The organism is Halopelagius inordinatus, from assembly GCF_900113245.1.
Taxonomy (GTDB): domain Archaea; phylum Halobacteriota; class Halobacteria; order Halobacteriales; family Haloferacaceae; genus Halopelagius; species Halopelagius inordinatus.
Genome location: NZ_FOOQ01000001.1, coordinates 592,518 through 615,536, shown reverse-complemented (window position 1 = coordinate 615,536; position 23,019 = coordinate 592,518). Strand labels below are relative to the sequence as shown.

Annotated in this window: 27 protein-coding genes and 1 tRNA gene; 14 read left to right on the top strand and 14 right to left on the bottom strand. The window is 67.3% G+C overall.

All coding sequences use genetic code 11. The annotated features are described in order from the left end of the window. Positions 1-40 precede the first annotated feature (40 nt). The gene (locus BM167_RS03315; protein ID WP_092888680.1) at positions 41-886 is read left to right on the top strand and encodes an SDR family oxidoreductase; all 846 of its coding nucleotides are present in this window, start codon (positions 41-43) and stop codon (positions 884-886) included. Positions 887-937: 51 nt separating this feature from the next. Here BM167_RS03315 and BM167_RS03310 read toward each other — a convergent pair whose 3' ends face one another. Together BM167_RS03310 and BM167_RS03305 are read right to left on the bottom strand one after the other, a co-directional pair. Continuing rightward, on the bottom strand, positions 938-2,194 hold the full coding sequence (locus BM167_RS03310) for an ArsA family ATPase (protein ID WP_092888677.1): 1,257 nt from the start codon (positions 2,192-2,194) through the stop codon (positions 938-940). Positions 2,195-2,240: 46 nt separating this feature from the next. Continuing rightward, positions 2,241-3,371: a pyridoxal phosphate-dependent aminotransferase gene (locus BM167_RS03305; protein ID WP_092888674.1), complete on the bottom strand. Its 1,131-nt coding sequence runs from the start codon at positions 3,369-3,371 to the stop codon at positions 2,241-2,243. 84 nt (positions 3,372-3,455) lie between these two features. On the opposite strand from BM167_RS03305, the gene BM167_RS03300 reads away from it, so the two are divergent. The 4 genes from BM167_RS03300 to BM167_RS03285 all read left to right on the top strand — a co-directional run bounded on the left by BM167_RS03300 (position 3,456) and on the right by BM167_RS03285 (position 5,455). Next, positions 3,456-3,971 (top strand): CinA family protein, encoded by a 516-nt coding sequence (locus tag BM167_RS03300; RefSeq protein ID WP_092888671.1) that lies wholly within the window; start codon positions 3,456-3,458, stop codon positions 3,969-3,971. An 89-nt stretch (positions 3,972-4,060) separates the two neighbouring features. After that, a complete protein-coding gene (locus BM167_RS03295) occupies positions 4,061-4,411 on the top strand; it encodes an ATP-binding protein (RefSeq protein WP_092888668.1) in 351 nt (116 codons plus the stop codon). After that, positions 4,408-4,857: a response regulator gene (locus BM167_RS03290; protein WP_092888665.1), complete on the top strand. Its 450-nt coding sequence runs from the start codon at positions 4,408-4,410 to the stop codon at positions 4,855-4,857. The genes BM167_RS03295 and BM167_RS03290 overlap by 4 nt, the downstream gene beginning before the upstream one ends. 67 nt (positions 4,858-4,924) lie before the next feature. After that, the gene (locus BM167_RS03285; RefSeq protein ID WP_092888662.1) at positions 4,925-5,455 is read left to right on the top strand and encodes a metal-dependent hydrolase; all 531 of its coding nucleotides are present in this window, start codon (positions 4,925-4,927) and stop codon (positions 5,453-5,455) included. A 3-nt stretch (positions 5,456-5,458) separates the two neighbouring features. On the opposite strand, the gene BM167_RS03280 is transcribed toward BM167_RS03285, so the two are convergent. Then, complete coding sequence (locus BM167_RS03280; RefSeq protein ID WP_092891067.1) at positions 5,459-6,193, bottom strand: PHP-associated domain-containing protein; 735 nt, start codon at positions 6,191-6,193, stop codon at positions 5,459-5,461. Between the two features lie 147 nt (positions 6,194-6,340). Between BM167_RS03280 and BM167_RS03275 the strand changes: the two genes are divergently transcribed. Then, complete coding sequence (locus tag BM167_RS03275) at positions 6,341-6,643, top strand: DUF7565 family protein (protein WP_092888659.1); 303 nt, start codon at positions 6,341-6,343, stop codon at positions 6,641-6,643. 106 nt (positions 6,644-6,749) lie between these two features. Here the strand turns inward: BM167_RS03275 and BM167_RS03270 are convergent, their stop codons facing one another. The 5 genes from BM167_RS03270 to BM167_RS03250 form a co-directional block, all read right to left on the bottom strand. After that, complete coding sequence (locus BM167_RS03270) at positions 6,750-7,205, bottom strand: transcription elongation factor Spt5 (protein WP_092888656.1); 456 nt, start codon at positions 7,203-7,205, stop codon at positions 6,750-6,752. 1 nt (position 7,206) lies between these two features. Continuing rightward, complete coding sequence (locus BM167_RS03265) at positions 7,207-7,380, bottom strand: protein translocase SEC61 complex subunit gamma (protein WP_092888653.1); 174 nt, start codon at positions 7,378-7,380, stop codon at positions 7,207-7,209. A gap of 125 nt (positions 7,381-7,505) precedes the next feature. Then, complete coding sequence (gene ftsZ, locus BM167_RS03260; RefSeq protein WP_092888650.1) at positions 7,506-8,663, bottom strand: cell division protein FtsZ; 1,158 nt, start codon at positions 8,661-8,663, stop codon at positions 7,506-7,508. Between the two features lie 102 nt (positions 8,664-8,765). Then, positions 8,766-10,130, bottom strand: coding sequence for a D-aminoacyl-tRNA deacylase (locus BM167_RS03255; protein ID WP_092888647.1), 1,365 nt, complete (start codon positions 10,128-10,130; stop codon positions 8,766-8,768). Between the two features lie 44 nt (positions 10,131-10,174). Further along, on the bottom strand, positions 10,175-11,497 hold the full coding sequence (locus tag BM167_RS03250; RefSeq protein ID WP_092888644.1) for a sodium:calcium antiporter: 1,323 nt from the start codon (positions 11,495-11,497) through the stop codon (positions 10,175-10,177). A 187-nt stretch (positions 11,498-11,684) separates the two neighbouring features. On the opposite strand from BM167_RS03250, the gene BM167_RS03245 reads away from it, so the two are divergent. From BM167_RS03245 to BM167_RS03225, 5 genes are all read left to right on the top strand, one after another. Then, a complete protein-coding gene (locus tag BM167_RS03245; protein ID WP_092891065.1) occupies positions 11,685-12,485 on the top strand; it encodes a shikimate dehydrogenase in 801 nt (266 codons plus the stop codon). Between the two features lie 63 nt (positions 12,486-12,548). Next, positions 12,549-13,286, top strand: coding sequence for a helix-hairpin-helix domain-containing protein (locus BM167_RS03240; RefSeq protein ID WP_092888641.1), 738 nt, complete (start codon positions 12,549-12,551; stop codon positions 13,284-13,286). An 86-nt stretch (positions 13,287-13,372) separates the two neighbouring features. Next, positions 13,373-14,986 (top strand): anthranilate synthase component I family protein, encoded by a 1,614-nt coding sequence (locus BM167_RS03235; protein WP_092888637.1) that lies wholly within the window; start codon positions 13,373-13,375, stop codon positions 14,984-14,986. After that, on the top strand, positions 14,983-15,579 hold the full coding sequence (locus BM167_RS03230; protein WP_092888634.1) for an anthranilate synthase component II: 597 nt from the start codon (positions 14,983-14,985) through the stop codon (positions 15,577-15,579). Before BM167_RS03235 ends, BM167_RS03230 begins: the two co-directional genes overlap by 4 nt. Then, complete coding sequence (locus BM167_RS03225) at positions 15,572-16,555, top strand: aminotransferase class IV (RefSeq protein ID WP_092888631.1); 984 nt, start codon at positions 15,572-15,574, stop codon at positions 16,553-16,555. Before BM167_RS03230 ends, BM167_RS03225 begins: the two co-directional genes overlap by 8 nt. A gap of 11 nt (positions 16,556-16,566) precedes the next feature. Here the strand turns inward: BM167_RS03225 and BM167_RS03220 are convergent, their stop codons facing one another. After that, positions 16,567-16,950 carry a hypothetical protein gene (locus BM167_RS03220; RefSeq protein ID WP_092888628.1) on the bottom strand — a complete coding sequence of 128 codons (384 nt, stop codon included), beginning with the start codon at positions 16,948-16,950 and terminating at the stop codon, positions 16,567-16,569. Positions 16,951-17,080: 130 nt separating this feature from the next. Here BM167_RS03220 and BM167_RS03215 point away from each other — a divergent pair, with 130 nt between their 5' ends. Then, a complete protein-coding gene (locus BM167_RS03215; protein ID WP_092888625.1) occupies positions 17,081-17,491 on the top strand; it encodes a Rieske (2Fe-2S) protein in 411 nt (136 codons plus the stop codon). Between the two features lie 24 nt (positions 17,492-17,515). Here the strand turns inward: BM167_RS03215 and BM167_RS03210 are convergent, their stop codons facing one another. The 4 genes from BM167_RS03210 to BM167_RS03195 all read right to left on the bottom strand — a co-directional run bounded on the left by BM167_RS03210 (position 17,516) and on the right by BM167_RS03195 (position 19,617). Next, positions 17,516-17,845, bottom strand: a complete 330-nt coding sequence (locus BM167_RS03210) for a hypothetical protein (RefSeq protein ID WP_218153758.1) — start codon at positions 17,843-17,845, stop codon at positions 17,516-17,518. A gap of 368 nt (positions 17,846-18,213) precedes the next feature. Beyond that, positions 18,214-18,288 (bottom strand) — tRNA-Met (locus BM167_RS03205). Between the two features lie 70 nt (positions 18,289-18,358). After that, positions 18,359-18,808: a GtrA family protein gene (locus BM167_RS03200; RefSeq protein WP_092888622.1), complete on the bottom strand. Its 450-nt coding sequence runs from the start codon at positions 18,806-18,808 to the stop codon at positions 18,359-18,361. A gap of 2 nt (positions 18,809-18,810) precedes the next feature. Next, positions 18,811-19,617 (bottom strand): glycosyltransferase, encoded by an 807-nt coding sequence (locus BM167_RS03195; RefSeq protein ID WP_092888618.1) that lies wholly within the window; start codon positions 19,615-19,617, stop codon positions 18,811-18,813. Positions 19,618-19,795: 178 nt separating this feature from the next. Here BM167_RS03195 and BM167_RS03190 point away from each other — a divergent pair, with 178 nt between their 5' ends. Further along, a complete protein-coding gene (locus tag BM167_RS03190; RefSeq protein WP_092888615.1) occupies positions 19,796-22,201 on the top strand; it encodes a DUF2298 domain-containing protein in 2,406 nt (801 codons plus the stop codon). 35 nt (positions 22,202-22,236) lie between these two features. Here the strand turns inward: BM167_RS03190 and BM167_RS03185 are convergent, their stop codons facing one another. Next, on the bottom strand, positions 22,237-22,503 hold the full coding sequence (locus tag BM167_RS03185) for an HAH_0734 family protein (RefSeq protein WP_092888612.1): 267 nt from the start codon (positions 22,501-22,503) through the stop codon (positions 22,237-22,239). Positions 22,504-22,737: 234 nt separating this feature from the next. Between BM167_RS03185 and BM167_RS03180 the strand changes: the two genes are divergently transcribed. Next, positions 22,738-23,019, top strand: a complete 282-nt coding sequence (locus BM167_RS03180; protein ID WP_092888609.1) for a 50S ribosomal protein L44e — start codon at positions 22,738-22,740, stop codon at positions 23,017-23,019.

Here is a 23,019-nt window from a genome sequence, read left to right as displayed (position 1 = left end):
ACCGCCTACAATTAACTCACCGGGGGCCGATGGCGGTGACGTGCATCCGAAGACGGTCCTCATCACCGGCTGTTCGTCCGGCATCGGCCGCGCCACCGCCCGCGCGTTTCTGGAGGAAGACTGGCGCGTCTACGCGACGGCGCGCAACCCCGCCGACATCCAGACGCTCGGCGACGACGGCTGCGAGATAGCCACGCTGGACGTGACCGAACAGGACGACGTGGACCGCGTGGTCGACAGAATCGTAGAGGAGGAAGGGCACGTCTCCGCGTTGGTCAACAACGCCGGGTTCGGCCAGTTCGGGCCCATAGAGGACGTTCCGACCGAACAGGTCCACCGCCAGTTCGACGTGAACGTCTACGGCCCGCACCGACTCACCCGCGCGGTCCTCCCCCACATGCGAAAGCAGGGCGACGGAACCATCGTCAACGTCTCCAGCGTCGCCGGGCGCGTCTCGTTCCCCGGCGGCGGCGTCTACGCGGGGTCGAAGTTCGCCGTCGAGGCGATGACCGACGCCCTCCGCAACGAGGTGGCCGAGTACGACGTCGACGCCGTCGTCGTCGAACCCGGCCCGGTGAAGACGAACTTCGCCGACCGGGTCGAAGACGAGGTGGAAGGCGACGACGACATCCCCGGTATCGAGCGTTCGGGAGCGTACGAGTCGTTCTACGACCTGTTCGAGGACACGAGAGCCATCGGCGGCAGCGACGGTCCGGGCGCGATTCCGCCCGAACGCGTCGCAGAGGATATCCTCGACGCCGCCTCCTCGACGAAACCGAAGGCTCGCTACCAACCCGGGACGGTGGCGCGCGTCTCGACGCTGGCGCGGTTCCTCCCGGACGCGTGGTTCGACACGACGTATCGGCTCCTCCGAAAACTCGTCTGACCGCCCGCCGGTCCGCCAACCGGTTTCGCGTCGTCTCCGCGAACGAGACTGCTACGCCAGACAGGCGGCGACGACGCGGAGTGCGTCCTCGCCTCGCACCTCGTCTGCGAGAAGCGGAACGCGCTTTACGTCCCGCCCGCGGAAGAGGTCCGTCGCCGTCTGGAGGGCGTCCTGTTGGACCTGCCAGCGTCGCTGACAGAACTCGCAGTTCTCTAAGTCCGGCGTGACGACCCACTTCGAGTCCACCGGGGCGTCCGTCACGTCCGCGAGGTTCTCCATGACGCGGTTGACGACGAGCGTCTGCACCGGAATCTCGTAGCCGTCGAGTCTGTCCACGAGTCGCTTCGACTCGACGACGCTCATCTCCTCGGGAATCATCACGACGCGGAAGTCCGTCTTCGTCGGGTCCCTGAGGACGCGACGGAGTCGCTCGATTCGCTCGCGGAGTTCGTCCAAGTCGCCGACGCCCGACTGACCCGTCCCGGCACCGAACATCCCCTTTATGTTGTCCATCATGCCGGAGAACTGCTGTTTCATCTTCGCGATGCGTCCGAGCATCGAGTCCATCACCTCGGGGAGTTCGAGCAATCGGAGAGTGTGTCCCGTCGGTGCGGTGTCGACGACGACGCGGTCGAACCGGGGGTCGTCGAGGTACGCGAGTAGTTGCTGCATCGCCGCCGCCTCGTCCGCGCCGGGCATCGACCCGGGCGACATCCCCATCGGGCCGTCGGGTCCGAGGAGACTCTCCATTCCGCCCATATCCATCCCGAAGGGGTTCTGCCCGCCCGCGTCGCCGCTGAACGGGTCGTCGCCCGACTCCTCGAAGGGGTTGTCGTCGTCGGAGGACTGAAACGGGTTCTCGTCGCCCTCGGGGTCGAACCCGCCGTCGCCGCCGGGACCGCTTTCTCCCCCGGCGAACGGTCCCTCCATCGCCGCGTCGGGGTCGATTTCGGCGGCGTACAGGGGGATGTCCTCCCGGACGCGCGCGGGTTCGGCGGGGACGTCCGTCCCGAGCGTATCCGAAAGCGAGTGCGCGGGGTCCGTCGAGACGACGAGCGTCGAGGTGCCGTCTGCGGCCGAGGCGAGCGCCGTCGCCGCGGCCATCGTCGTCTTTCCGACGCCGCCTTTCCCGCCGTAGAGGACGTAGTCGGGGGCGTCCACGCCCGACGGGAGATTCGTCTCGTCGGTGCGCGTCTCCGTGTCGACGGGAACGCCGGTGCTGTCGCCGTCCGGCGCGTCGTCTCTCGACTCGTCCGCGTCGGCGTCGTCTTCGACGCGTTCGACGGGTTCGACGTCGATATCGGCCATGCGCGGAGAGACGAGTCGCGGACTTGTGTACCCGTCGGTCTCGGGTTCAGTCGTCCGACGCCGAGAAGTAGTCGGCCAGTCGGGCGGCGGCGTCGTCGGCCCGCGGGGTACAGAGCGCGAAGCGAATCCAGTCGTCGTACGCCTCGCCGAACGCCTCGCCGGGCATCCCCGCCACGCCCGCCTCGTCTATCAGCGTCTTCACGTTGTCGAGGGTGCCGGGGAAGTCGTCGAACCGAGCCAAGACGTAGAACCCGCCGTCGGGTTCGGTGTACGACGCGCCCGCGGCGTCGAGAGCGTCGGTGAACGCGTCGATTCGGTCGCGGAGTCTGTCGCGCGCCGCCTCGTAGTACTCCGGCGGCGTCTCCCGTAGCGACCGCAGAACCGCCGCCTGCGCCGGTCTGCTGGTGGCGACGTTGACGAGCATGTGTCGCGTCTTCGCCGCCTCGACCAGAGCGTCGGGGAAGACGGCGTACCCGACGCGAAAGCCCGTTATCGCCATCGTCTTCGAGTACGCCGACGTGACGACGACGTTCTCGGAGTCGAGGGTGAGTGCGCTCTCGAACCGCCCGGAGAAGTCGAAGTGGTCGTACACCTCGTCGACGAGGAGGAGAGCGTCGTTCGCCTCGGCGAGGGCGGCCAGTTCGGCCACCGACTCGCGGTCGTACACCGCGCCGGTCGGGTTGTTCGGCGTGTTGACGACGACGCAGGCGGTGTCTTCGGAGACGGCCGCACGCATCGAGTCGAGGTTCAAGGACCCGTCGGTGGCGACGGGGACGGTGACCGTCTCCGCGTCGAGCATCTGCGCTTTCCCCGGGTAGTACGGGTAGACGGGGTCCGTCAGGACCATCTCGTCGCCGGCGTCGCGTTCCATCGCGCGCGCCATCGCGAGGTAGTTCGCCTCGCCCGCGCCGTTCGTCACGACGACGCGGTCGGAGTCGACGTTCCGGCGGGCGGCTATCTCCTCGCGGAGTTCCCGGAGACCCTCGCTCGGGGCGTACTGGAAGTCGGCGGGTTCGCCGTCGGCGTACTCGCGGAGTCCATCTCTGACGGCCGCGGGCGGGTCCCAGTCGGGACTCCCCGACACCATGCCAACCACGTCCCGGTCGGCGCGGTGGGCGTACTGCATCACGAGATAGAACAGGGGCGAGTCGTACGCGTCGCCCTCCTTTGCGGTCATGTCGTCAGTCGGATGGCCGCCGAGGGCCGTGGGTCTTTCGCTCCGCGGCGGGGTATTTTTGACCGCCGCCCGCGTCGCCCCGGTATGCGCGAGTTCGCCGCGGACCCCCCGGTGGAAGAACGCGTCGGAGACGCCCTCCGCGAGAGGGGCGAGACGCTCGCCGTCGCAGAGTCGTGTACGGGCGGCCTCGTCGGGTCGTTTCTCACCGACGTACCGGGCTCTTCGGACTACTTCGACCGGTCTGTCGTCACCTACTCCTACGACGCGAAGTTGACCGAACTGGCCGTCTCGCGGGAGTCGCTGGACGAACACGGGGCCGTCTCGGAACCGGTCGCCCGCCAGATGGCCGCGGGCGTCCGCGACACCGCGGGCACCGACTGGGGCGTCGCCACCACCGGTATCGCCGGGCCCGACGGCGGCACGGAAGAGAAACCCGTCGGAACGGTGTACATCGGCCTCGCGTACGCCGGCGAGTGGGGCACCGGCGACTCGACGACGACGGTCGAACGCCACGTCTTCGACGGCGACAGACGGGCGGTCAAAGAGCAAATCGCACGGCGGGCCTTAGAGACGGTGACTGACGCCGTCGAAACCGAGTAATCTGAGCGAACCCTCCGGACGGAGGCCGCCGACAAATCAAATCTCAGACACTAAGAAGTATTTACTACGCCGACGGCATAGGGTGACTGATGACCCCGTCACCGCCCGTGGACGCAGAACTCCAACGTATCCGCCGACAGGAGGTTCCCGCCGAACTCGGCGAAAAAGCGTTAGAGGGTGACGATATCGACCGACTCGTGCACGACGCGTCTGCGGCAGTCGCCGAGGCGTTGGACAGCGACTACCGCAACGTTCTCGAACTGTTGCCGGGCGACGGAGGCCTCCTTCCCAGACACGGTATCGGCTGGGACGAGGGAATCGGCTTCGCGCTTTGCGAACGCATCGTCGAGCGTCACGGCGGGAGAATCCGGGTCGAGTCGGAACCGAACGAGGGTTCGACGTTCTTCGTTACGCTCCCGGAGGCGAGGCGAGAGCGATGAACGGTTCGACCGAACCCGAACCGGTCGACGTCCTCCTCGTCGAGGACAACCCCGGTGACGTCCGCCTGACGAGAGAGGCGTTCGACGACGGGAAGATAGACAACACCCTCCACGTCGCCACCGACGGCGTCGAAGCCCTCGACTTCCTGCACCGACGCGGGGAGTACTCGGACGCACCCCGGCCGGACGTCGTCTTACTCGATTTGAACCTCCCGCGGAAGAACGGCGACGAAGTGCTCGCGGAGGTGAAAGACGACCCCGACCTCCGGCGGATTCCGGTCATCGTCCTCACGAGTTCGGAGAGCGACGAGGACATTCTGCACTCCTACGAACACCACGCCAACGCCTACCTCACCAAACCGGTCGACCCCTTCGAGTTCATGGAGACGGTGGGGACGTTCGAGGAGATGTGGTTCTCCATCGTCCGACTGCCGGACGACGAGTGAGGCGGCGCGCCGACGTTCCGCGCTCGTGACAAAACGTTTGTATCACAGCGCCGTAGACTGGTCAGTCATGAACAAAGACGGTCACGTGCTGAACGCGGCGTTGCTTGCGGTCGGTCTCGGCGTCGTCCTCAGCGTCGACCCGACTGCGGGCCCCATCCTCGACGACTCCGTCGCGGACACCCTCCTCGGCGCGGGGCGGATGGTCGTCGAACTCTCCTTACCGGTCGTCTTGGGCGCTCTCTTTCCCGACGTGGACACGGCGTTCGGACGACACCGAAAGACGCTGCACAACCTCCCGGTGTTGGCACTTTTCGTCGGCTTTCCGCTGGTGTTCGGGAACTTAGAGTACGTCTGGATAGGCGTGGCGACGCACTACCTGTTGGATATGGTCGGGTCGAAGCGCGGCATCGCCCTGTTTTACCCCTTCTCGCCGACCGAGTACGACCTTCCGACGGGCGTGGCCACGTCGAGCAAGTGGGCGACTGTGGTCACCGTCGTCGTGACCGCCTTCGAACTGGTCGCGTTGGCTCTCGTCCACTACTTCGTCTTCGCTCTCGACACGACTATCGTCGAGATGATGGCGATGGTCGGCGTCTGAGCGTCAGTACTCGCGCACGTCGTCGAACCGTCCGTCGTAGGCGATGTGGCCGGGGTGGGTCGGTTCCATCCCCGAGAGAAAGAGGCGGTCTATCTTCCCCCACGAGTTCTCGAATCCGAGGTGAGCGAACTCCGCGGCCGCCCGACCCCGGTGGCGGAGGCCGGACCGGCGGACGACGCGGCGGGACGCGCCCTCTCGGAGTGCGGAGACCAGGTCGGCCTCGGACTCGATGTCGCGGTCGAACTCCGTCCACGCCTCGCCGACGGTTCCCCGCAGGTGCGCGTACGACGACCCGAACCCCGGAAGTCCGAGTTCGCGCGCGATGGCGCGGGCCGCCCGGTTGTGAGAGGGGAGCGACTTCGTGTTGTACGTCTCCACCGCGTGAATCTCGTCGCGGTGGGCGTCGATTTCGTCGCGGTCCAGACTCACGGTCAGAAGCGTCGGATGCGGGACGAGGACGGCCGCCTCCTGTCGGGCGAAGGTGGCGAACGCCGCCTCCATCGAGATGAAGTCCGGAACCGGGTCGGAGAGACCGACCGCGAGGAGGTGGCGGCGGCGACGCCACGAACCGGTGAACACCTCGCGGGCGGGGACCACGAGAAGGTCGTCGTCGGAGAACTCCTCGGCGCGGGCGCGGATGTCGGGCAGGCGAACGAAGTGCGGCGCGTACACCAACACGTCGATGCCGCGTGCCTTCGCACGGTCTGCGACGCGTTCGTCGAGAATCTTCACGTGCATGTCGACCCGAGTCGCTTCCGAGGCGGACGCGGACGTGGGCGCGGTCACGTCTCTCCGTGCGTGGACACCGGAGTTAGAGATTACTATTTACCAACCCATCGAGGGAGTCTGCGGAACGATTTTGTCTCCGGTGTTCGTCTCGCGGATATGACTCTGTGGAAATGCGGCATCGAGGGCTGCGAGGGGCGGTTCGAGGACGCCGAATCCGCCGTCATTCACCAGACGACCGAACACGAACGACACGAGTGCAAGGTCTGCGGCGCCATCGTTCCGGAGGGGTACTTCGCCATCCGACACACGTTCGAGGAGCACTCGCGGGCGGAGTTCGTCCGGGCGTACGACGCCGACTCCTCTGCGGTGCGCGAGAGAGAGGAGGTCAAGGCCGCAATCGAAGAACAGGTCGACCTCGAACGGATGGTGAGTGACCTCAAAGAACAGGGTGCGCTGTAACCGCCGAACGCGACGCGTCGCGGGACCGAAGAAACGAGCATAGAGGGAGGCGTCGGCGTTCGTCGCTATTCCCGTGAGTGAAACGAACGGGAGCTAGATGAGCGCGTCAGCGCTCATCACTGTCGAGGACCCGGATCTGGTCGCCGCGGACCGTCACCGGAATCGGAACCGTCGCCTCGTACAGTTCGACCGTCACCTGGTCTTTGGTCTCGTCGATTCGCTGGACGCGCGCCTTCTCGCCTTTGAACGGCCCGGCGATGAGTTCGACGATGTCTCCCTCGGCGATACCCTCGACGTCCGGCGTCGGCGAGAGGAAGTGTTCGACCTCCGCCATGGTCGATTTCCCGGTGTTGCCGCCGCTGGATACGAGTCCGCGGGCGTGCGGAATCTCGTCTAAGACGCGCTTTATCACGGCGTCGTTGTCCGCTTCGACCATCACGTAGCTCGTCAGCGAGTCGGGGGCCAAAACGGCGTGTACTTCCGGTTCCTCGCGGTTCGCTATCATGTCCGCGACGGTGCGTTCCTGTCTCGCAGTCGTCTTTACGGCGAAGATTGGTGGCACCTCAGACACCTCCGGGGAGGAAACTCATTATCGCGAAGATGACAAAGCCCATGAATCCGACGAGGAAGATGCCGGCACCGGCGATGAGACCGATCTGGGAGAACTCCTCCCACGACGGGGTGCTCGCCAGTTTCAACACCCGCACGTAACTGTTCAGGTCGTACTTGACGTCCATGTTACCGGGGTTTGTGCGGCGGGCTTTTTCTATCTATTGATGCGAACGGGAGCGTCAGCCGAGAAGAGACGGGTGGCCGAGGCTCGTCGGCCGCAAAAACGCGTCCGGCGGACGAGAGTGGGGAGTCAGTCGACGTAGTCGATGTCCTGTTCCGGGTTCGCGGGCGCCGCTTGGGGCTCTTCGACCTCTGCGTCCTCGTCGCTTCGGCCGTATATCTGCGGCGACTCGACGCCCGTGACGACTATCATCGTCCGCATCTGGCCCTCTAGCTCCTCGTCGACGGAGGTACCCCAGATGATGCGCGCGTCGGGGTCGATGCGGTCGTAAATCTCCTCTACGACGCCTTCCGCCTCTTCGATGCTCATGTCGGACCCGCCCGTGACGTTGACGAGCGCGGAGTTCGCCCCCGAGATGTCCACGTCGAGAAGCGGCGAGCGAAGCGCGCTCTTGACGGAGTCTTGGGCCTTCTTCTCGGTGTCGGACTCGCCGAGACCGATCATGGCGACGCCGCCGCGTTCCATGACCGTCTTCACGTCGGCGAAGTCGAGGTTGACGAGGCCGGGTTTGGTGATGAGTTCGGTGATTCCCTTCACCGAACGCATGAGGACTTCGTCGGAGACTTTGAACGCCTGCCGGACGGGGAGTTTGCCGACGGCGTCTAACAGACGGTCGTTCGGGACGACGATGACGGTGTCGGCTACGTCGCGGAGGCGTTCGAGTCCGGCCTCGGCGTTCGTGCGCCGGACTTCGCCCTCCGCGGTGAACGGCGTCGTCACGATGGCGATGGTCAACGCGCCCGACTCGCGGGCCGCCTTCGCGACGACGGGCGCAGAGCCCGTTCCGGTGCCGCCGCCGAGTCCGGCGGTGACGAACACCATGTCGGAGCCCTCGATGGCGTCGTAAATCTCGTCTTGGGACTCGATTGCCGCCTCCTCACCCACCTGCGGAAGCGACCCGGCACCGCGCCCCTGCGTCTTCTGTTCCCCCATCAGAATCTTCGTGTCCGCGTCTATCTCGACGAGATGCTGCACGTCGGTGTTCGCGGCGACCAGTTTCGCTCCCTTGATTCCTTCCTCGAACATCCGGTTTACCGTGTTCCCGCCCGCGCCGCCGCAGCCGACGACGGTGATGTTCGTTTGGAGGTCTTGGAGGACGTCTTTGAGTTCGTCGTCGGTCATCGTTCCCGTGCGGCGAATCTCTTCACCCTCGGAAGCGCCGACGTCAGGAGTCCCATCCCCCGTCTCTTCGGCCTCGTCAATTGCTTCGTCGACGATAGAGTCCATACTATATGGCCGTTCTTACCGAATGGAGCATTATTATCTTTCCCCCTCGCGTCAGACGGCCGTCCGACTCGACGCGAGACGGCGTCCCGCGGGAGCGAGCGGTCAGACCTTGAATACGACGCGCTGTTCGGTCCGTACGTCCTCTGGCTCGACCGTTTTCCCCGCCACCTCGACAGGTCGGCCGGCCGATAGTTTCCCGAACGCCGGACCCTCCGGAACGCCGAGTTCCGCGGCGGCCGACGGGTCGAACGCCTCCCTGCGCCCGACGACCGCCCGTTCCGTCCGTTCGACCGAGTCGTACTTCCCCCGGAGGACGTCCGCGAGTGCCGCGACGACTCCGTCGTACGCACCCTCCTCGGGGAGTGCGGCGCGCCCTCGCGCCTTCGTCCCGCCGTCTACGGTCTCGTAAGCGACGGACCGGTCGTGGACCGCCGCGAGGGCCGACTCCGCGTCCACGCCGCCCGCCTCCGAGAGCAGGTCGTCCGGCAGAGAGACCACGTCGTACTCGGGACCCTCCCTCTCGCCGAGGCGCAGGCCGTCTTCGACCGGCGAGAGGTCGGACTCCAGGCGGTCGAGAAGAGACAGCGAGACGCCCGTCGCCTCGCGGACCCACGACTCGCCGACGACGCGGTAGCCGAGTTCGTCGAGGACGGCTTCGAGTTCGGGGTGGTCGCGGTCCACGACGGCGTACTCGGCGTCGGACATCTCGAAGGCGCGGCGAATCACGTCGCGGTTCGCCGCCGGGTCACCCATCGCTTCTAGCTGCCAGTCCGCGCCGACGTGACCGACGGCCCAGTCCGTCTCGCGGACGATGCGCGTGAACCGCGGGGCGTAGTGGCCGCCGCCGAACCCGACGAGTTGTCGCTCTCTGTCGGCGGCGACGCCCGAGAGGTCGAGAACCGCCGACGCGACGGCGCGTGCGCCTGCGGGGTCGTCCCACTCGGACTCGCCGCTTCCGAGTTCGACGAACATCGACGGCGCGCCGGTGTCCGTAGGACCGTGGTGGGTGCACTCGATGCCCACGTCGTACTCCTCGGGCGCGTGTTCGGCGAGGGCGTCGACGACGCGTTTCTGCGCGTTCGGGCAGGTGCGAGCGAGTTCGCTCGGGTCGCCGCCGTACTCCGCCGGGCCGAAGTTACCGGTGAAATGGGCGGTGAGGAGCGGTCCGGTTTCGCCGGAGTGTCTGGAGACGAACGCCACGAACGAAGGAGTCTCCGAGAAGGCGTCGGCCACGTTGTCAGGCGTCGCCTGACCGCTCGACGAGCTTCGCGCGTCGGTGTGGCCGAGTTCGATGTGGAGTTCGTCGAACTCGCGGAGTTCGAACTCGCCGTGGCGGTAGTACGTCCCGCCGCCGTCGGCGTCCGCGCGCGAGTCGTCCGTCAGTTCGTCCCAGTCGGCGAGTTCCAACAGGCGGTCGCCGATGTGGACCGATGCGCTGTCGGCGCGACTGACGACTACGGCAATCACGTCGAGAACTCACCGCGCCGGAGTATAAAACGCGTCGAAGGCGGTCAGTCGGCCTCTGCGTCCGTCGGGACGGGGTCGCCGCGGATGTTCGCGGCGGTGATTCGGGTGAGTCGGCGGAAGTCGTCGAGTCGCGTCGCGACGAGTCCGATTCCGAGAACCATGTACACCACCGAGTAGCCGACGAGGAGGTAGATGGAGTACGTCTCGGCCAACGGTTCGGCGACCGTCCGGATGATGACGAACTCCGCTGCGACCTGCGAGACGAACAGGACGAGCAAGGCGACTGCCTCGCGGACGCTTATCTGGAAGTTCATCAGGATAGCCAGCGCGAAGAAGCTCTGTGCAGCGGTGAGCCATATCTCGGCGGCCTGCTTGAACTCGAACGGGAGCATGCCGTACCGACCCAACGCGATGCTGTAGACGACGACAAGCGTCCCGATGAGAAGCGTCCACTGATTCAACTTCGAGGAGATGAGGGCGTTGAACGCGGCGGTGGCTCTGGCTTTGTTGACGAGGTAGGCCGTGACGATGAGTTCGGGACTCTCGCTCGCCAACGGCGCGAACCACTGGATCATGAAGAACTCGGGGATACCGAACTGGAGACCGATCTCCTCTAGGCCGTGTGCGAACGGTTCGACGGCGGTGAAGATGAGAAAGCCCGAGTAGACGAACAGCCCCAACACGATGGGGACGCGAACGCCCTTCGTGCGCGCTTGGAAGTACGCCGGGACGCCGACCTGTTCTTCGTGTCCGCCCGCGTCGCCGCGGATGATGATGCCGATGTACGCGAAGTAGAGGCCCACGAGGACGACGGTGTCGAACCAGTCGATGCCGCCGTGGAGGGGGACGAAGAAGGCGAACACCGTCGCGGCGAACAGAAAGAGAATCTCCGTGGAGATGCTCGGGTCGAGTTGGACCGCGTCGCGGAGCGTCCCCTTCCGGTCCAGGACGCCGTCGGACGAATCGGGGAGTTGCGAGGCCTTGTAGATGGAAAAGAGGGCGATACCCGACCAGCCGAGACCGATGAGGATGCGGTTCGCGCCGGTCATGTTGGCGACGGCGAGGTTAGCCGCTTCGGGGTCGCTCGCTGCCTGCCAGGCGTACAACGCGTCGACGGCGTACTCGGGCGCGACGGCGAGGACGGCGAGGACGGCGAGTGCGAACGCCCGGGGGACGTCCTTCTCGGCGGTTTCGGCCCCCCACGCGAGGAGGAACGACGCGCCGAGGACGGCGATGCCGCTGATGGCGACTCTGGCAATCGTGGAGACGCTTCCCGTGGACCCCGTCGCCCAGAGGGCGATCCACGGGAGCGTCAGTAGAAACGTCACCGCGACGGCGACGAGCGGATGGCGGAGGCGTGAACTCATCGTGAAGGTCTCCGAGCCCCTCGTGCCTATCTTTTATGCTTCGACCAAGCGGGCAGAATAACGGCGTACGGCGCGCCTGAGGGGCCCAACGGACGACTACGCGCGAGACGACGACCGAACTCGGGTCGCAAGACGGGCCGTCTCGGAGCCTTTTAACTCGCCGCCGGTTCGACTGCTACGCATGAGCATGCAGGTGTTCGGACTGGTCGGAAACCCGGTGGGCCACTCGCTTTCGCCGCCGATGCACGAGGCGGCGTACGACGCTCTCGGGATGGACGCGCGGTACGTCACCTTCGAACCCGACCCCGGCGACGTCGAGGCGGCGCTGGACGGGGCGGAGGCTCTCGGGATAGCGGGACTCAACGTCACCATCCCGTTCAAAGAGGACGCCCTCGCTCTCGTCGAACCGGACGAACTCGCGGAGCGAATCGGCGCGGTCAACACCGTCGATTTCGAGGGTGACGGGCGGCCGCGAGGCTACAACACCGACGCGGCGGGCGTCCGCCGCGCGTTCGAACACCACGGCGTTTCGCTCGACGGCCGCAAAGCGGTGGTCGTCGGCGCGGGCGGGGCGGGGCGCGCCGCGTCGTTCGCTCTCGCCGACGCCGGGGCGTCGGTTCACGTCGCGAACCGAACCGTCGAGCGCGCGGCCTCACTCGCGGAGGACGTACCGGGCGCGACGGCGGGCGGTCTGGATTCGCTCGAACGCCTCGCCGACGCCAGCGTCCTCGTCAACGCGACGAGCGTCGGGATGGAGTCCGACGAGACGCCCGTCCCCGAGGACCGCCTGCACGCGGACCTCGCGGTGTTGGACGCCGTCTACACGCCCGTCGAGACGCGATTGCTCCGCGACGCCGCCGCCGCGGGCGCGACGACCGTAGACGGCGCGTGGATGCTCCTGTATCAGGGCGTCGAAGCCTTCGAGCAGTGGACCGGCCGCGACGCGCCGGTGGACGCGATGAACGAAGCGCTCCGTTCGGCTCTCTGATGAGCGTCGCGGAGCGGCGTGGGGTAACGATTTTTAAATAAGCGCGGGACATACTGAAATACAATGGGCATATTTGACAGGATTATGTCGTCGATCGGGTCGATTTTCGGCCGCGACGAGCCTTCGGGCGACGAATCCACGACGCGAGAGACGCGCGTCTCGGTCGAACGCGACACGCGAACGGACTCCGACGACGACGGAGCCGAGAACGAGGAACCGGTCGCCGCGGAGACGGACGCGGCGGCCTCTACCGGGTCGGTCGTGGACGAGGAGACGACAGACGAACCCGAAGAGGCCGCGGAACCGTCCGAGGCGGTCGACGTCGCCGACGACGGGAGCGAGGTAACGTCCGACGAGGTGGACGAGGACGCAGATGAGAGCGTCGCCGCCGACACCGAGGCGGCGGCGTCCACCGGGTCGGTCGTAGACGACGGAACGACGGACGACCCCGCGGAGGCGGCCGAACCCGCGGAGGCGGCCCAACCGACCGACGAGGCCGACCCGATAACGGGCGAGGCCGCGGGTGCGGACGTGGTCGAGGAGGCGGAGCCCGAAAACGAGTCGTACGTCGACGACGATGCGGGCGACGGCGACGTCCCCGACACGGAGGCCGCAAACGAGTCCGTCGACAACGTCAAAGGCATCGGGCCGGCCTACGCGGAGCGACTGGCCGACGCCGGCGTCAGCACCGTCGGGGAACTCGTCGCCGCCGACCCCGAATCGCTCGCCGACGACATCGGCGTCTCGGAGAAACGAATCGCGCGCTGGATAGACCGAGCGAAGGAGCGTCTCGACTCCTAACGCGACCGGACGCGTCGTTCTCGGTCCGCGAACCCGTCTCGCGGCGTCGCGAAACCGTTTACCCGACGCCGCCGAACTCACAGGATATGACCGCACCGGACATCGCCGTCGCGACGCCGCGGGCGGCGTTTCGCTCGACGGCCGAGGGAGCACCGGACGGCGCGCGCGTCCCGGTCGAACTCCGCGTCACCGTCTCGGACCCGTTCACCGCGTACCGCCGCGCTCGGAGCGAGGGTCGAGAGGGGTTCTTCTACGAGACGACGGGCGGACAGCCCGGATGGGGCGCGTTCGGGACGGACCCCGTCGAACGCCTCCGCGTCGGGTCGGAGGCAGTCTCCCTCGCCGAATCCGACCCCGACTCTCGGCCGTCGCCGGACGGCGTCCGACGCCCCGGCGAGGGGCCGGCGGCCACGTCGCCGTCGCTGTCGGCGCTCGACGCCGCTCTCGGGTCCGAGACGCTCGTCCGCGGCGACACCGGATGCGACGTGCCGTACCCCTGCGGACTGTTCGGCTGGCTCTCGTACGACGTGGCCCGAGAACTCGAATCGCTACCCGGAGAGACGACCGACGACCGGAGCGTCCCGCGTCTTCGATTCGGCCTGTTCGACCGAGTCGCCACGTGGACCGAACCGCGGACCGAGGGCGACTGTACCCTGCGAATCACCGCGTGCCCGCGCGTTCCCGGCGAGGCGGACGCCGACGCGGTAGACGACCTGTTCGACCGCGCCGTCGCCCGCGCGAGTGACCTCGCGGAGGCGGCGCTCTCGGCCGAGGAACCTCTGGGCGACCCGCCCGTCGAGAGCGACCACGCTCGATTCGAGAGCGACTGCGGCCGCGAGGCGTTCGCAGAGCGAGTGCGGACGGTAAAGCGGCATATCCGCGAGGGCGATACCTTCCAAGCGAACGTCTCCCAGCGACTCGTCGCGCCGGCGGCGGTCCACCCCGTCGCGGCGTACGACGCGCTTCGCAGAGTCAACCCCGCGCCGTACTCCGCGCTCGTGGAGTTCCGCGAGGCCGACCTCGTCGGCGCCAGCCCGGAACTCCTCTTGGACGTAGAGGGCGACAGACTCCGCACCGAACCGATAGCGGGGACGCGACCCCGCGGCGCGACTGCCGAGGCAGACGAGGAACTCGAACGCGACTTGACGTCCGACGAGAAGGAACGGGCCGAACACGCGATGCTCGTCGACCTCGAACGCAACGACCTCGGGAAAGTCTCGGAGTACGGGAGCGTCGAAGTCTCGGAGTACCGGCGCGTGGACCGGTACTCCGAGGTGATGCATCTCGTCTCCGTGGTCGACGGCACCAGACGGCCGGACGTGTCGATAGCCGACGCGGTGGCCGCCGTCTTCCCCGGCGGCACCATCACGGGCGCGCCAAAGCCTCGGACGATGGAGATAATCGACGAGGTGGAGACCACCCGTCGTGGGCCGTACACCGGGAGCGTGGCGGCGTTCGGCTTCGACGACCGGGCGACGCTCAACATCGTCATCCGGACGCTGGTCCGCCACGACGACGAGTACCACCTCCGCGTGGGCGCCGGCATCGTCCACGATTCGGACCCCGACGCCGAGTACGACGAGACGCTGGCGAAGGGGAAGGCACTCGTCGCCGCCATCGACGAGGCACTCGCCGCCGAGGGGCGCAGAATGAGTCTCGCCGACTCGACGGCCGACGGAGAGGAGGGGGGGTCGACGTGACGCGCGTTCTCGTCGTGGACAACTACGACTCCTTCGCGTACAACCTCGTCCAGTACGTCGGCGAGTTCGCGGCCGAGGTGGTCGTCCGCCGGAACGACGCCGTCGACGTCGGCGGCATTCGCGAGATGGACCCGGACGGAATCGTCGTCTCGCCCGGTCCCGGACGGCCCTCGGAGGCGGGCGTCTCGGTACCGGTCTTCCGCGACCTGCGGTATCCGACGATGGGCGTCTGTCTCGGCCATCAGGCGCTCTGTGCCGCACTCGGCGCGCCCGTCGTCCACGCGCCCGACGTGGTCCACGGCAAGTCCTCGCTCGTCTCTCACGACGGACGGGGCATCTTCCGCGGGATGCCCGACCGCTTCGAGGCGGGCCGCTACCACTCGCTCGCGGTCGAACGCGGTGACCTGCCGGACGGACTCACCGAGACGGCTCGAACCGACGACGAACGCGAAGTCGTGATGGGCGTCCGGCGAGACGACAGACCGCACGTCGGCGTGCAGTTCCACCCCGAGAGCATCCTCACCGCCGAGGGGAAACGACTCGTCGAGAACTTCGTCGCCGCCTGCGGAGACGGGGAGGGCGCCGATGTCTGAGAGAAGCGACGGGGGCGACGAGGGCGACGACGAATCGGACCTCCTGTACCACGTCGACGGCGAACTCGTGCCCGCAGACGAGGCGACGGTGAGCGTCCGCGACAGGGGATTTATGTACGGCGACGCGGCGTTCGAGACGCTCCGCGCCTACGGGGGCGACGTATTCCGATGGGGGGCGCACGCCGACAGACTGCGGGAGACGTGCGACGTGCTCTCTTTGGACCACGGCGTCGCCGCGGACGACCTGAAAGCTCGCGTGGACGAGACGCTCCGGGCGAACGAACTCGAAGACGCCTACGTCCGACTGTCCGTGACGAGGGGCGTTCAACCCGGCAAACTCACGCCCGAGGAGGCGGTGGACCCCACCGTCGTCGTCGTCGCGACGCCCCTCCCCCGGGGCGGGCGCGGAAGCGACCCCGTTTGGGACGGCCCGGCGTCGTTGCAGACGGTGAAGACGCGGCGCGTCCCCGACCGGTCGATTCCCGCGCGGGCGAAGACGCACAACTACCTCAACGGCATCCTCGCGCGCCTCGAACTCCGCGTGACGGACGTCGCCGGACAGAGTCCGGCGGGCCGCCGAGGTTCCCTCGGCGACGCCGACGAGGCGGTGATGCTCGACTCCGACGGGCACCTCGCGGAGGGCGCGACGAGCAACCTGTTTTTCGTCCGCGACGACGCCCTCTGTACCCCCTCGCTCGACGGGCCGGTCCTGCCGGGCGTGACGCGCGCGGAAGTCGTCGACGTCGCCGCCGCGGAGGAAATCCCGGTTCGAGAGGGGTCGTTCACCCCCGACGACCTGCGCGACGCGTCGGAGGCGTTCGTCACGAACACGACGTGGGAGATTCGCCCCGTCGAGTCGGTCGACGGCATCGACGTCGGCGGCGGCCCGGTGACGACGCTTCTCTCGACGGTGTTCGACGCCCGCGTCGAACGGGAGCACTACGCCGAGGGCGGTTCGGAACCGAACGGACGATAGGTCGGGGCCCGTCAGCGTTTCCGTAGTTCGTCGAGGGCGACCAGCACGTACGCGAGTCCGACGAGCCGAGTTCCCGAGTACACCCACGGCTTCCACTCGCATCTGGTGCCGTCGGTGTACGCTATCTCGGCCCCGTAGTCGACGTACGTGCGGGGGTGCAGGAGCGCGACGATTCCGACGACGCCGAGCATCTGTTTGAACCCCGAGTACGAGGCGTCGCTCCGCCGGACGAGAAGCAAGAACAGAAGCCCTTCGAGACGCGCGACGGGGGCGACCCACGACTCTAACTCGCAGTCCTCGGGGTTGTCGAGCGCGATTCGTTCCGCGGCACCGACGAACGCATCCGGCGAGAGGAGTTCGACGACGCCGACTGCCGTCAGTATCTGACGCAACATGACGTGTGTCGGTTGGACCCACGGAGACATGAGTCTACGCTCCGAACGCGTTGCTCGCCGCGGTGACGGCGACGGCAGTCGCGGCTCGGACATCGTCAGCTTTTGAACAGACCCACGCAGAAGACGGAGCATGGACGACTCGCGCCGCATCGCCGCCACCGACGACGTGCCCGACGACGGCACACTGCTCTGTACGCTCTCGGGCGGCGACGAGAAGACGGAAGCCATCCTCACCCGCCTCGACGACGGAACCATCGTCGCCTTCGCGAACTACTGCCCCCACTGGACCGACGTTCGACTCGACAAGGGGTCGAGCGCGCTGGTCAGAGACGGCGAACTCGTCTGTCAGAAACACGGGGCGACGTTCGAACGCGACTCCGGCGTCTGTAACTTCGGCCCCTGCGAAGGCGCGATGCTGGAGACGATCGACGTCGTAGCGGAGAACGGGTCGGTACTCCTCACCGACGACGACTACGCGTTCGAGAGTCTCGGCGCGTCGCAGGAGTACGACCGCTCTTCGGGCAACCAGATCGGATTCTGAACGACGCGCTGAGACTCTCCGCCGTCATCCGCTCGTCTCCGTCACGCCGGGTTCGACCGACGCGAAGTTGACGACGACGAACGCGACGAGTAAGACCACCGCGAGGACGGCAAACGAGAGCGACAGCGTCCGTCGGTCCGCCGCCGAGAGACCGAGACGGTCGCCGACCCGTTCGGTGGCGAACAGAGCCGACAGAACCAACGAGAGACCGATTGACGCGACCCAGACGCCTCCGAGTACCGACGCGGGGACGAGCAGAAGGCCGTAGCCGAACACCGCCGCCCCGACGAGGGTGGCCGAGACGACTCCGGCGACGAACGGCCCGCTCGACGCGTCTAATTCGGTGGTGGACATGCTGGAAATAGCGGCCAGCGGCGAGATAACCCTTGCGTGGGTGCACCGCAGACCGCGCCGCTTGGACAGTGAGTGTCAGGAGAAGTAGCGGGAGGTAGATTTGAACCTCGGTCGCTCACTTACGTTCGCTCCCCGGTTCAAATCTTCCCGGTGCGACGGATGCCGGACACGAGTACTGCGACGAGCCAAGACTCCTCGCTCGGAGATGTCGTGTTCGGCAAAACCATAGCGGGAGGTAGATTTGAACTGCCGGAACTTCGCTCGCCCTGCTCGCTCGTTCCGTCGTTCAAACTACCGTAAGCGACTCACCGAAGTCGGTGTCGCGGCGCGCCGAGACGCGCCGCTTGGACAGTGAGTGTCAGGAGAAGTAGCGGGAGGTAGATTTGAACTACCGGTCTCCGGGTTATGAGCCCGGCGGAATCTCCTGGCTATCCCATCCCGCTACATGAGTCGAACGCCGGCTGACGGTTAAGGGTTATGTTTCGACCGCCGTATGCTAATTTCCACCGTCCGTCACGGCCGCGCGATGCGCCACGTGAGCGTGCTCTCTGCGACGTAGTTGACGAGCATCGAGGCGGCTATCGCGATCGGAATCGGGATGACCTGCCAGAAGTCGAACCCGAAGGCGACGACGGAGACGTCGAGTTGCCGAAGCGCCCGGACGACCAGAAACTGGAGAGCGAGTCCGCCGCTTCGGACGAGGTTCGAGGTGAGAAAGCGCCGAACCGTCGGGAGCAGTCCGACCGCGCCCTCCTCCGCGAACGTCCAGTGTTCGTTTATCAGGAACATGACGACGATGGCGACTTCCGCGCCGGCGAGTTTCGCGTACTCGCCGAGGACGCCGAAGAGGACGATGAGCGCCGTCGTCGTCGCCATATCGAAGACGGCACCGACGGCCCCGACGGAGACGAACTTCCCGAATCGAACCCCCGAGAGGAGGGCGTCTAACGAACTGTTGCTCATTCTCAGTCGGCCTCTGTCGCCTCCACCGACTCGGTCAGACGGTCCACGAGCGTCGGGCGGTCCGTCCGCGTCGTCTCCAGCAGTTCGTGGAGGCGGTCGTCGCCGACGATGCGGGCGCGGTGCCGCGAGACGACGAGGCCGCGGCCGAGTCGAAGCGTCGTCTCGACGGGCGAGACGGTCGAACCGGGGCGGTCCTCCCAGCGGACGGGAACCTCGACGACGCGGTAGCCGAGGGCGTCCGAGACGGCGATGAGTTCGATGTCCCACGCGAACCCGGGGTCGTAGAGGTGGTCGCGGACGTCCTCCCACGCGACGGACGTGAGCGCTTTCGCGCCGCACTGGTAGTCGTACAGGCCGACGTCCAACAGTCGCCGCGCCAACCACGCGAACCCGTCGCCGAGGCGTCGGCGAGCGAACGTCTGGTGGGAGACGACGTCCGACTCGGGATGTCGGCGCGACCCGACGGAGAGGCCGGCGTCGCCGTCTCGGACGGGGGCGACGACGTCCGAGAGCGACGCGGCGGGCGTGCTCCCGTCCGCGTCCGCGAAGGCGAGGACGTCCACCTGCGGCGCGAGCGATTCGAAGCCCGCGGTGATGGCCGCGCCCTTCCCGCGGCGGTTCGAGACGGCGTGCACGTCCACGACGTCGGGCGCGTCGCGGAGGCGTTCGAGAACCTCCGGGCGCGGGTCGTCCAGTTCGATGCGGACGAGTTCGGGGTCCAACTCGTCGCGAAGAGAGAGAACGTACGAGAGGAGACGCTCCGGGTCGGGCCGGTACGCGGGCACTACGACCCCGACGGTGCGAGTCATTGGAGACCCATACCGGCCTCGGGGTAAAAAACGAACGGGGTACGCCCGACGCGTTCGACGGTATCGAGAGGCACCCTCACCCCGGCAAGCGGGCCGCTCTCTCGTCTATCGGTACCACGCCTCTCGAACGCATCATAAAAGGTATGCCCCGTGGCCGCCGTCTGACCTAGAGAACGCGATGGAGTACGCTCTCGTCATTCGCTGGTTGGTTCTCTACGCCGCACTGTTCGCGGCGGGACTCCCCCTCGTCGCCCGCCTCCTGCCGGACGCCGCCGGACGAGGGTCCGGACTCGCTCTCCCCGCGGCCCTCCTCGTCTTGACGGTGCCCGCCTACTGGGTCGGACAGGTGTCGTTCGGTCCGTTCGCGCTCGCTGCGGGCGTCCTCGTCCTCCTCGTCGCCGCCGCCCTCGCGGCGTTCGACGTCGGCGCACTCCGCGAGAGACGCGTCGAACTCGCCGCCGAGATGGACTACAGGGCGGCGGCAGACGCCTTCGCCGTGTTCGTCGCCGCGTTTCTCTTCGTCGTCGCCGTCAGGGGGTTCGACCCCGCGGTGTTCGCCGCGGGCGGCGAGAAGTTCCTCGACTTCGGCCTCCTGAAGAGCCTCCAACGCTCGACGACGCTCCCGCCCGAGGACTTCTGGTTCGCGGGCGAACCGGTGAAGTACTACTACGGCGGCCACCTGATGACGACGCTTCTGTCGTGGCTCGGCGGAACCGACCCCAGATTCGCGTACAACCTCGCTCTCGCGGGGTTCTACGGCATGGCCGTCACCGCGGCGTACGAACTCGCCGGTGCGATAGGCGCGGAACGCGGCGTCCCGCGCCGCGTCGCCGGACTGTTCGCGGCCTTCTTCGTCGGGTTCGCGAGCAACCTCGTCACGGTGGGGCGCTTCGCGCTACAGGCGTTGCCGAACGGAGTCCGGCGAACCGCCGCCGAACTGGTCGCAGCACGGACCGAGTACGCGGTGGGCGACATCCTCGCGGGCGCGGAGACGTTCTCGTACTGGAGCGCGAGTCGCGTCATCCCGGGGACGATAAACGAGTTCCCCCTGTTCGCGTGGCTGAACGGCGACTTGCACGCCCACATGACGGGGACGCCGTTTCTCCTCCTCGCGGCGGCAGTCGGGTTCGCCTACTACCGAACCCCCGACGGCGAACGCCGCCGACGTCGCGCACTCGTCTTCGGCGCGGTGCCGGTCATCGCGGCGTGGCAGGCCGTCCACAACACGTGGAGTTTCCCGAGCGTCCTCGGTCTGGCGTGGTTGGCCGTCGCCTTCGCGCCCGCCGCCCCGTGGTCGCTCCTCCCCGGCGTCGATTCGCTCGGCCGCCGCGGCGCGTCTCGGTCTCGCCTCGCCGCGGAGGCGACGCGCGTCGCGTCGGCGTTCGCCGCCGTCGGCGTCGCCGCAGTCGTCACCGTCGTCCTCGCGTCGCCGTTCCTCCTCGGCGCGGCGACGGGCGCGGGCGGACGTTCGGTCGAGTTGCTCGGTCCGGAGATGCGGAGCGGATTCGGCGGACTGCTGTTCGTCCACGGCGCGTTCGTCGCCGCCTTCGGCGCGTACCTCCTCTCTCGTCTCCGCGTCGAACGCCGCCTCTTCGTCGTCGTCGCACTCGCCGCCGTCGCGTTCGTCGCCGTCGAAATCGGGTTCGCGGCGCTTGCCGTCGTCGTCCCCCTCCTCGTCTTCGGGTGGGTCGCCCTCCGGACGGACCGACCCGTCGGCTACGAGACGGTACTGATCGTCGGCGGGGCGGGCATCGTCACGCTGGTCGAACTCGTCTACGTGAGCGAACAGGCGGGACCGGGGCGCATGAACACCGTGTTCAAGACGTACATGCAGGTGTGGATGCTCTGGGCGACGGCAATGGGCGTCGTTCTCCCCGCTCTCGTCGTCGGTATCCCCGCCGCCGTCGCCGAGTCGGCGGGCGATGTCCGGACGCGAGCGGGGTCGGCTCTCACCGACGGCGGGCGCGTCCCCTGGCGCCGGTTCGCCGCCGTCGCGTTCGTCGTCGTCCTCGTCGCGTCCACCTCCCTCTACGGGATGATGGCGGTCGGCAACCACTTCGAGCGAGGGCCGCCCGGCGGGACGACGCTGGACGCGACGCAGTTCGTCGAGTCGTACCACCCCGACGAGGCGGAGGCCATCGACTGGCTGGACGAACGCGAGGGGACGCCCACGCTGTTGGAAGCGCCCGGAACGAGACACTACCCCGGCGGCGACGACGGACGGACGAACGTGATGTACAACTGGAACGCGAGCGCGGCGTCGACGCTCACGGGCGTGCCCTCCGTCGCGGGGTGGGCGCACGAAGTCGGATATCGCGGCGACGAAGCGTACTACGACCGGGTGCGCGACGTGGACGCGATGTTCACGGGCGACGCGGAGACTCGAACCGACCTGTTTCGCGAGTACGACGTGCGGTATATCTGGGTCGGTCCGAGCGAGAGACACCGCTACGGAGCGGTGTCGTTCGAGATGGAGGGCGTGTCGGTAGCCCACGAGTCGGGGTCGGTCACCGTCTACGAGGTGAACCCCGACGAACTACCGAGCGAGTCCGGCGGGTCTGCGGACGAAAGCGAGTCCGTCTGAGAGTCGCGGCGGCGGCCCCGCGGGTTGCGGAGCGTTCAGGTGCCGCGCTGTCCGCGCTTGTTGATGACGTCGATGGCCTCGGCGTCCACGGCTTCCACGTCGAGGAAGTGCGGAACGTACTCGCGGCGGTCGAACGTCTCTCTCTCCGCTTCGGTACCGACGGTGCACCACAGTTGGACACGGTCCGGGCCGTGCCAGTCGCCCTGTCTATCGATGGAGAAACAGACCACTTCTTCCCCGCCCACCTCGATGGTCGCGCCGCGCCCGATGCCGGGGTCACCGCGGATGATGAGCTTCTTCATACGGCGACGTTTTGCCCAGTCGGGGCTTAACGGCTTCGGAGATGTCTCGCGAACGTCGTCTGTCGGGCCGACCGGGCGACGAACGCGAGAGCCGTCGCGCCGCCGATTCGACTCCCCGTTCCGACCCCAGGTAACGTCTCTCACGTCACCCGCCCGCACGGAGCCGTCGGACGCCCGACGCGAACCAAACGGGTTTTAACGGGCCGTGCCGAACTTCGCGTAAGGTCGATATCTATGGAGATGCCACGCCGATTCAACACGTACTGTCCTCACTGTAGAGCACACGAGGAGCACGAAGTCGAGAAAGTCCGCTCGGGTCGCCAGACCGGAATGAAGTGGGCCGCTCGTCAGCAGAAACGCGGAAAGTCCACCATCGGGAACGCCGGTAAGTTCTCGAAGGTGCCCGGTGGCGACAAGCCGACGAAGAAGACGCACCTGAAGTACATCTGCTCGGAGTGTGGGAAGGCCCACATGCGAGAGGGATGGCGCGCAGGCCGCCTGCAGTTCCAGGAGTAA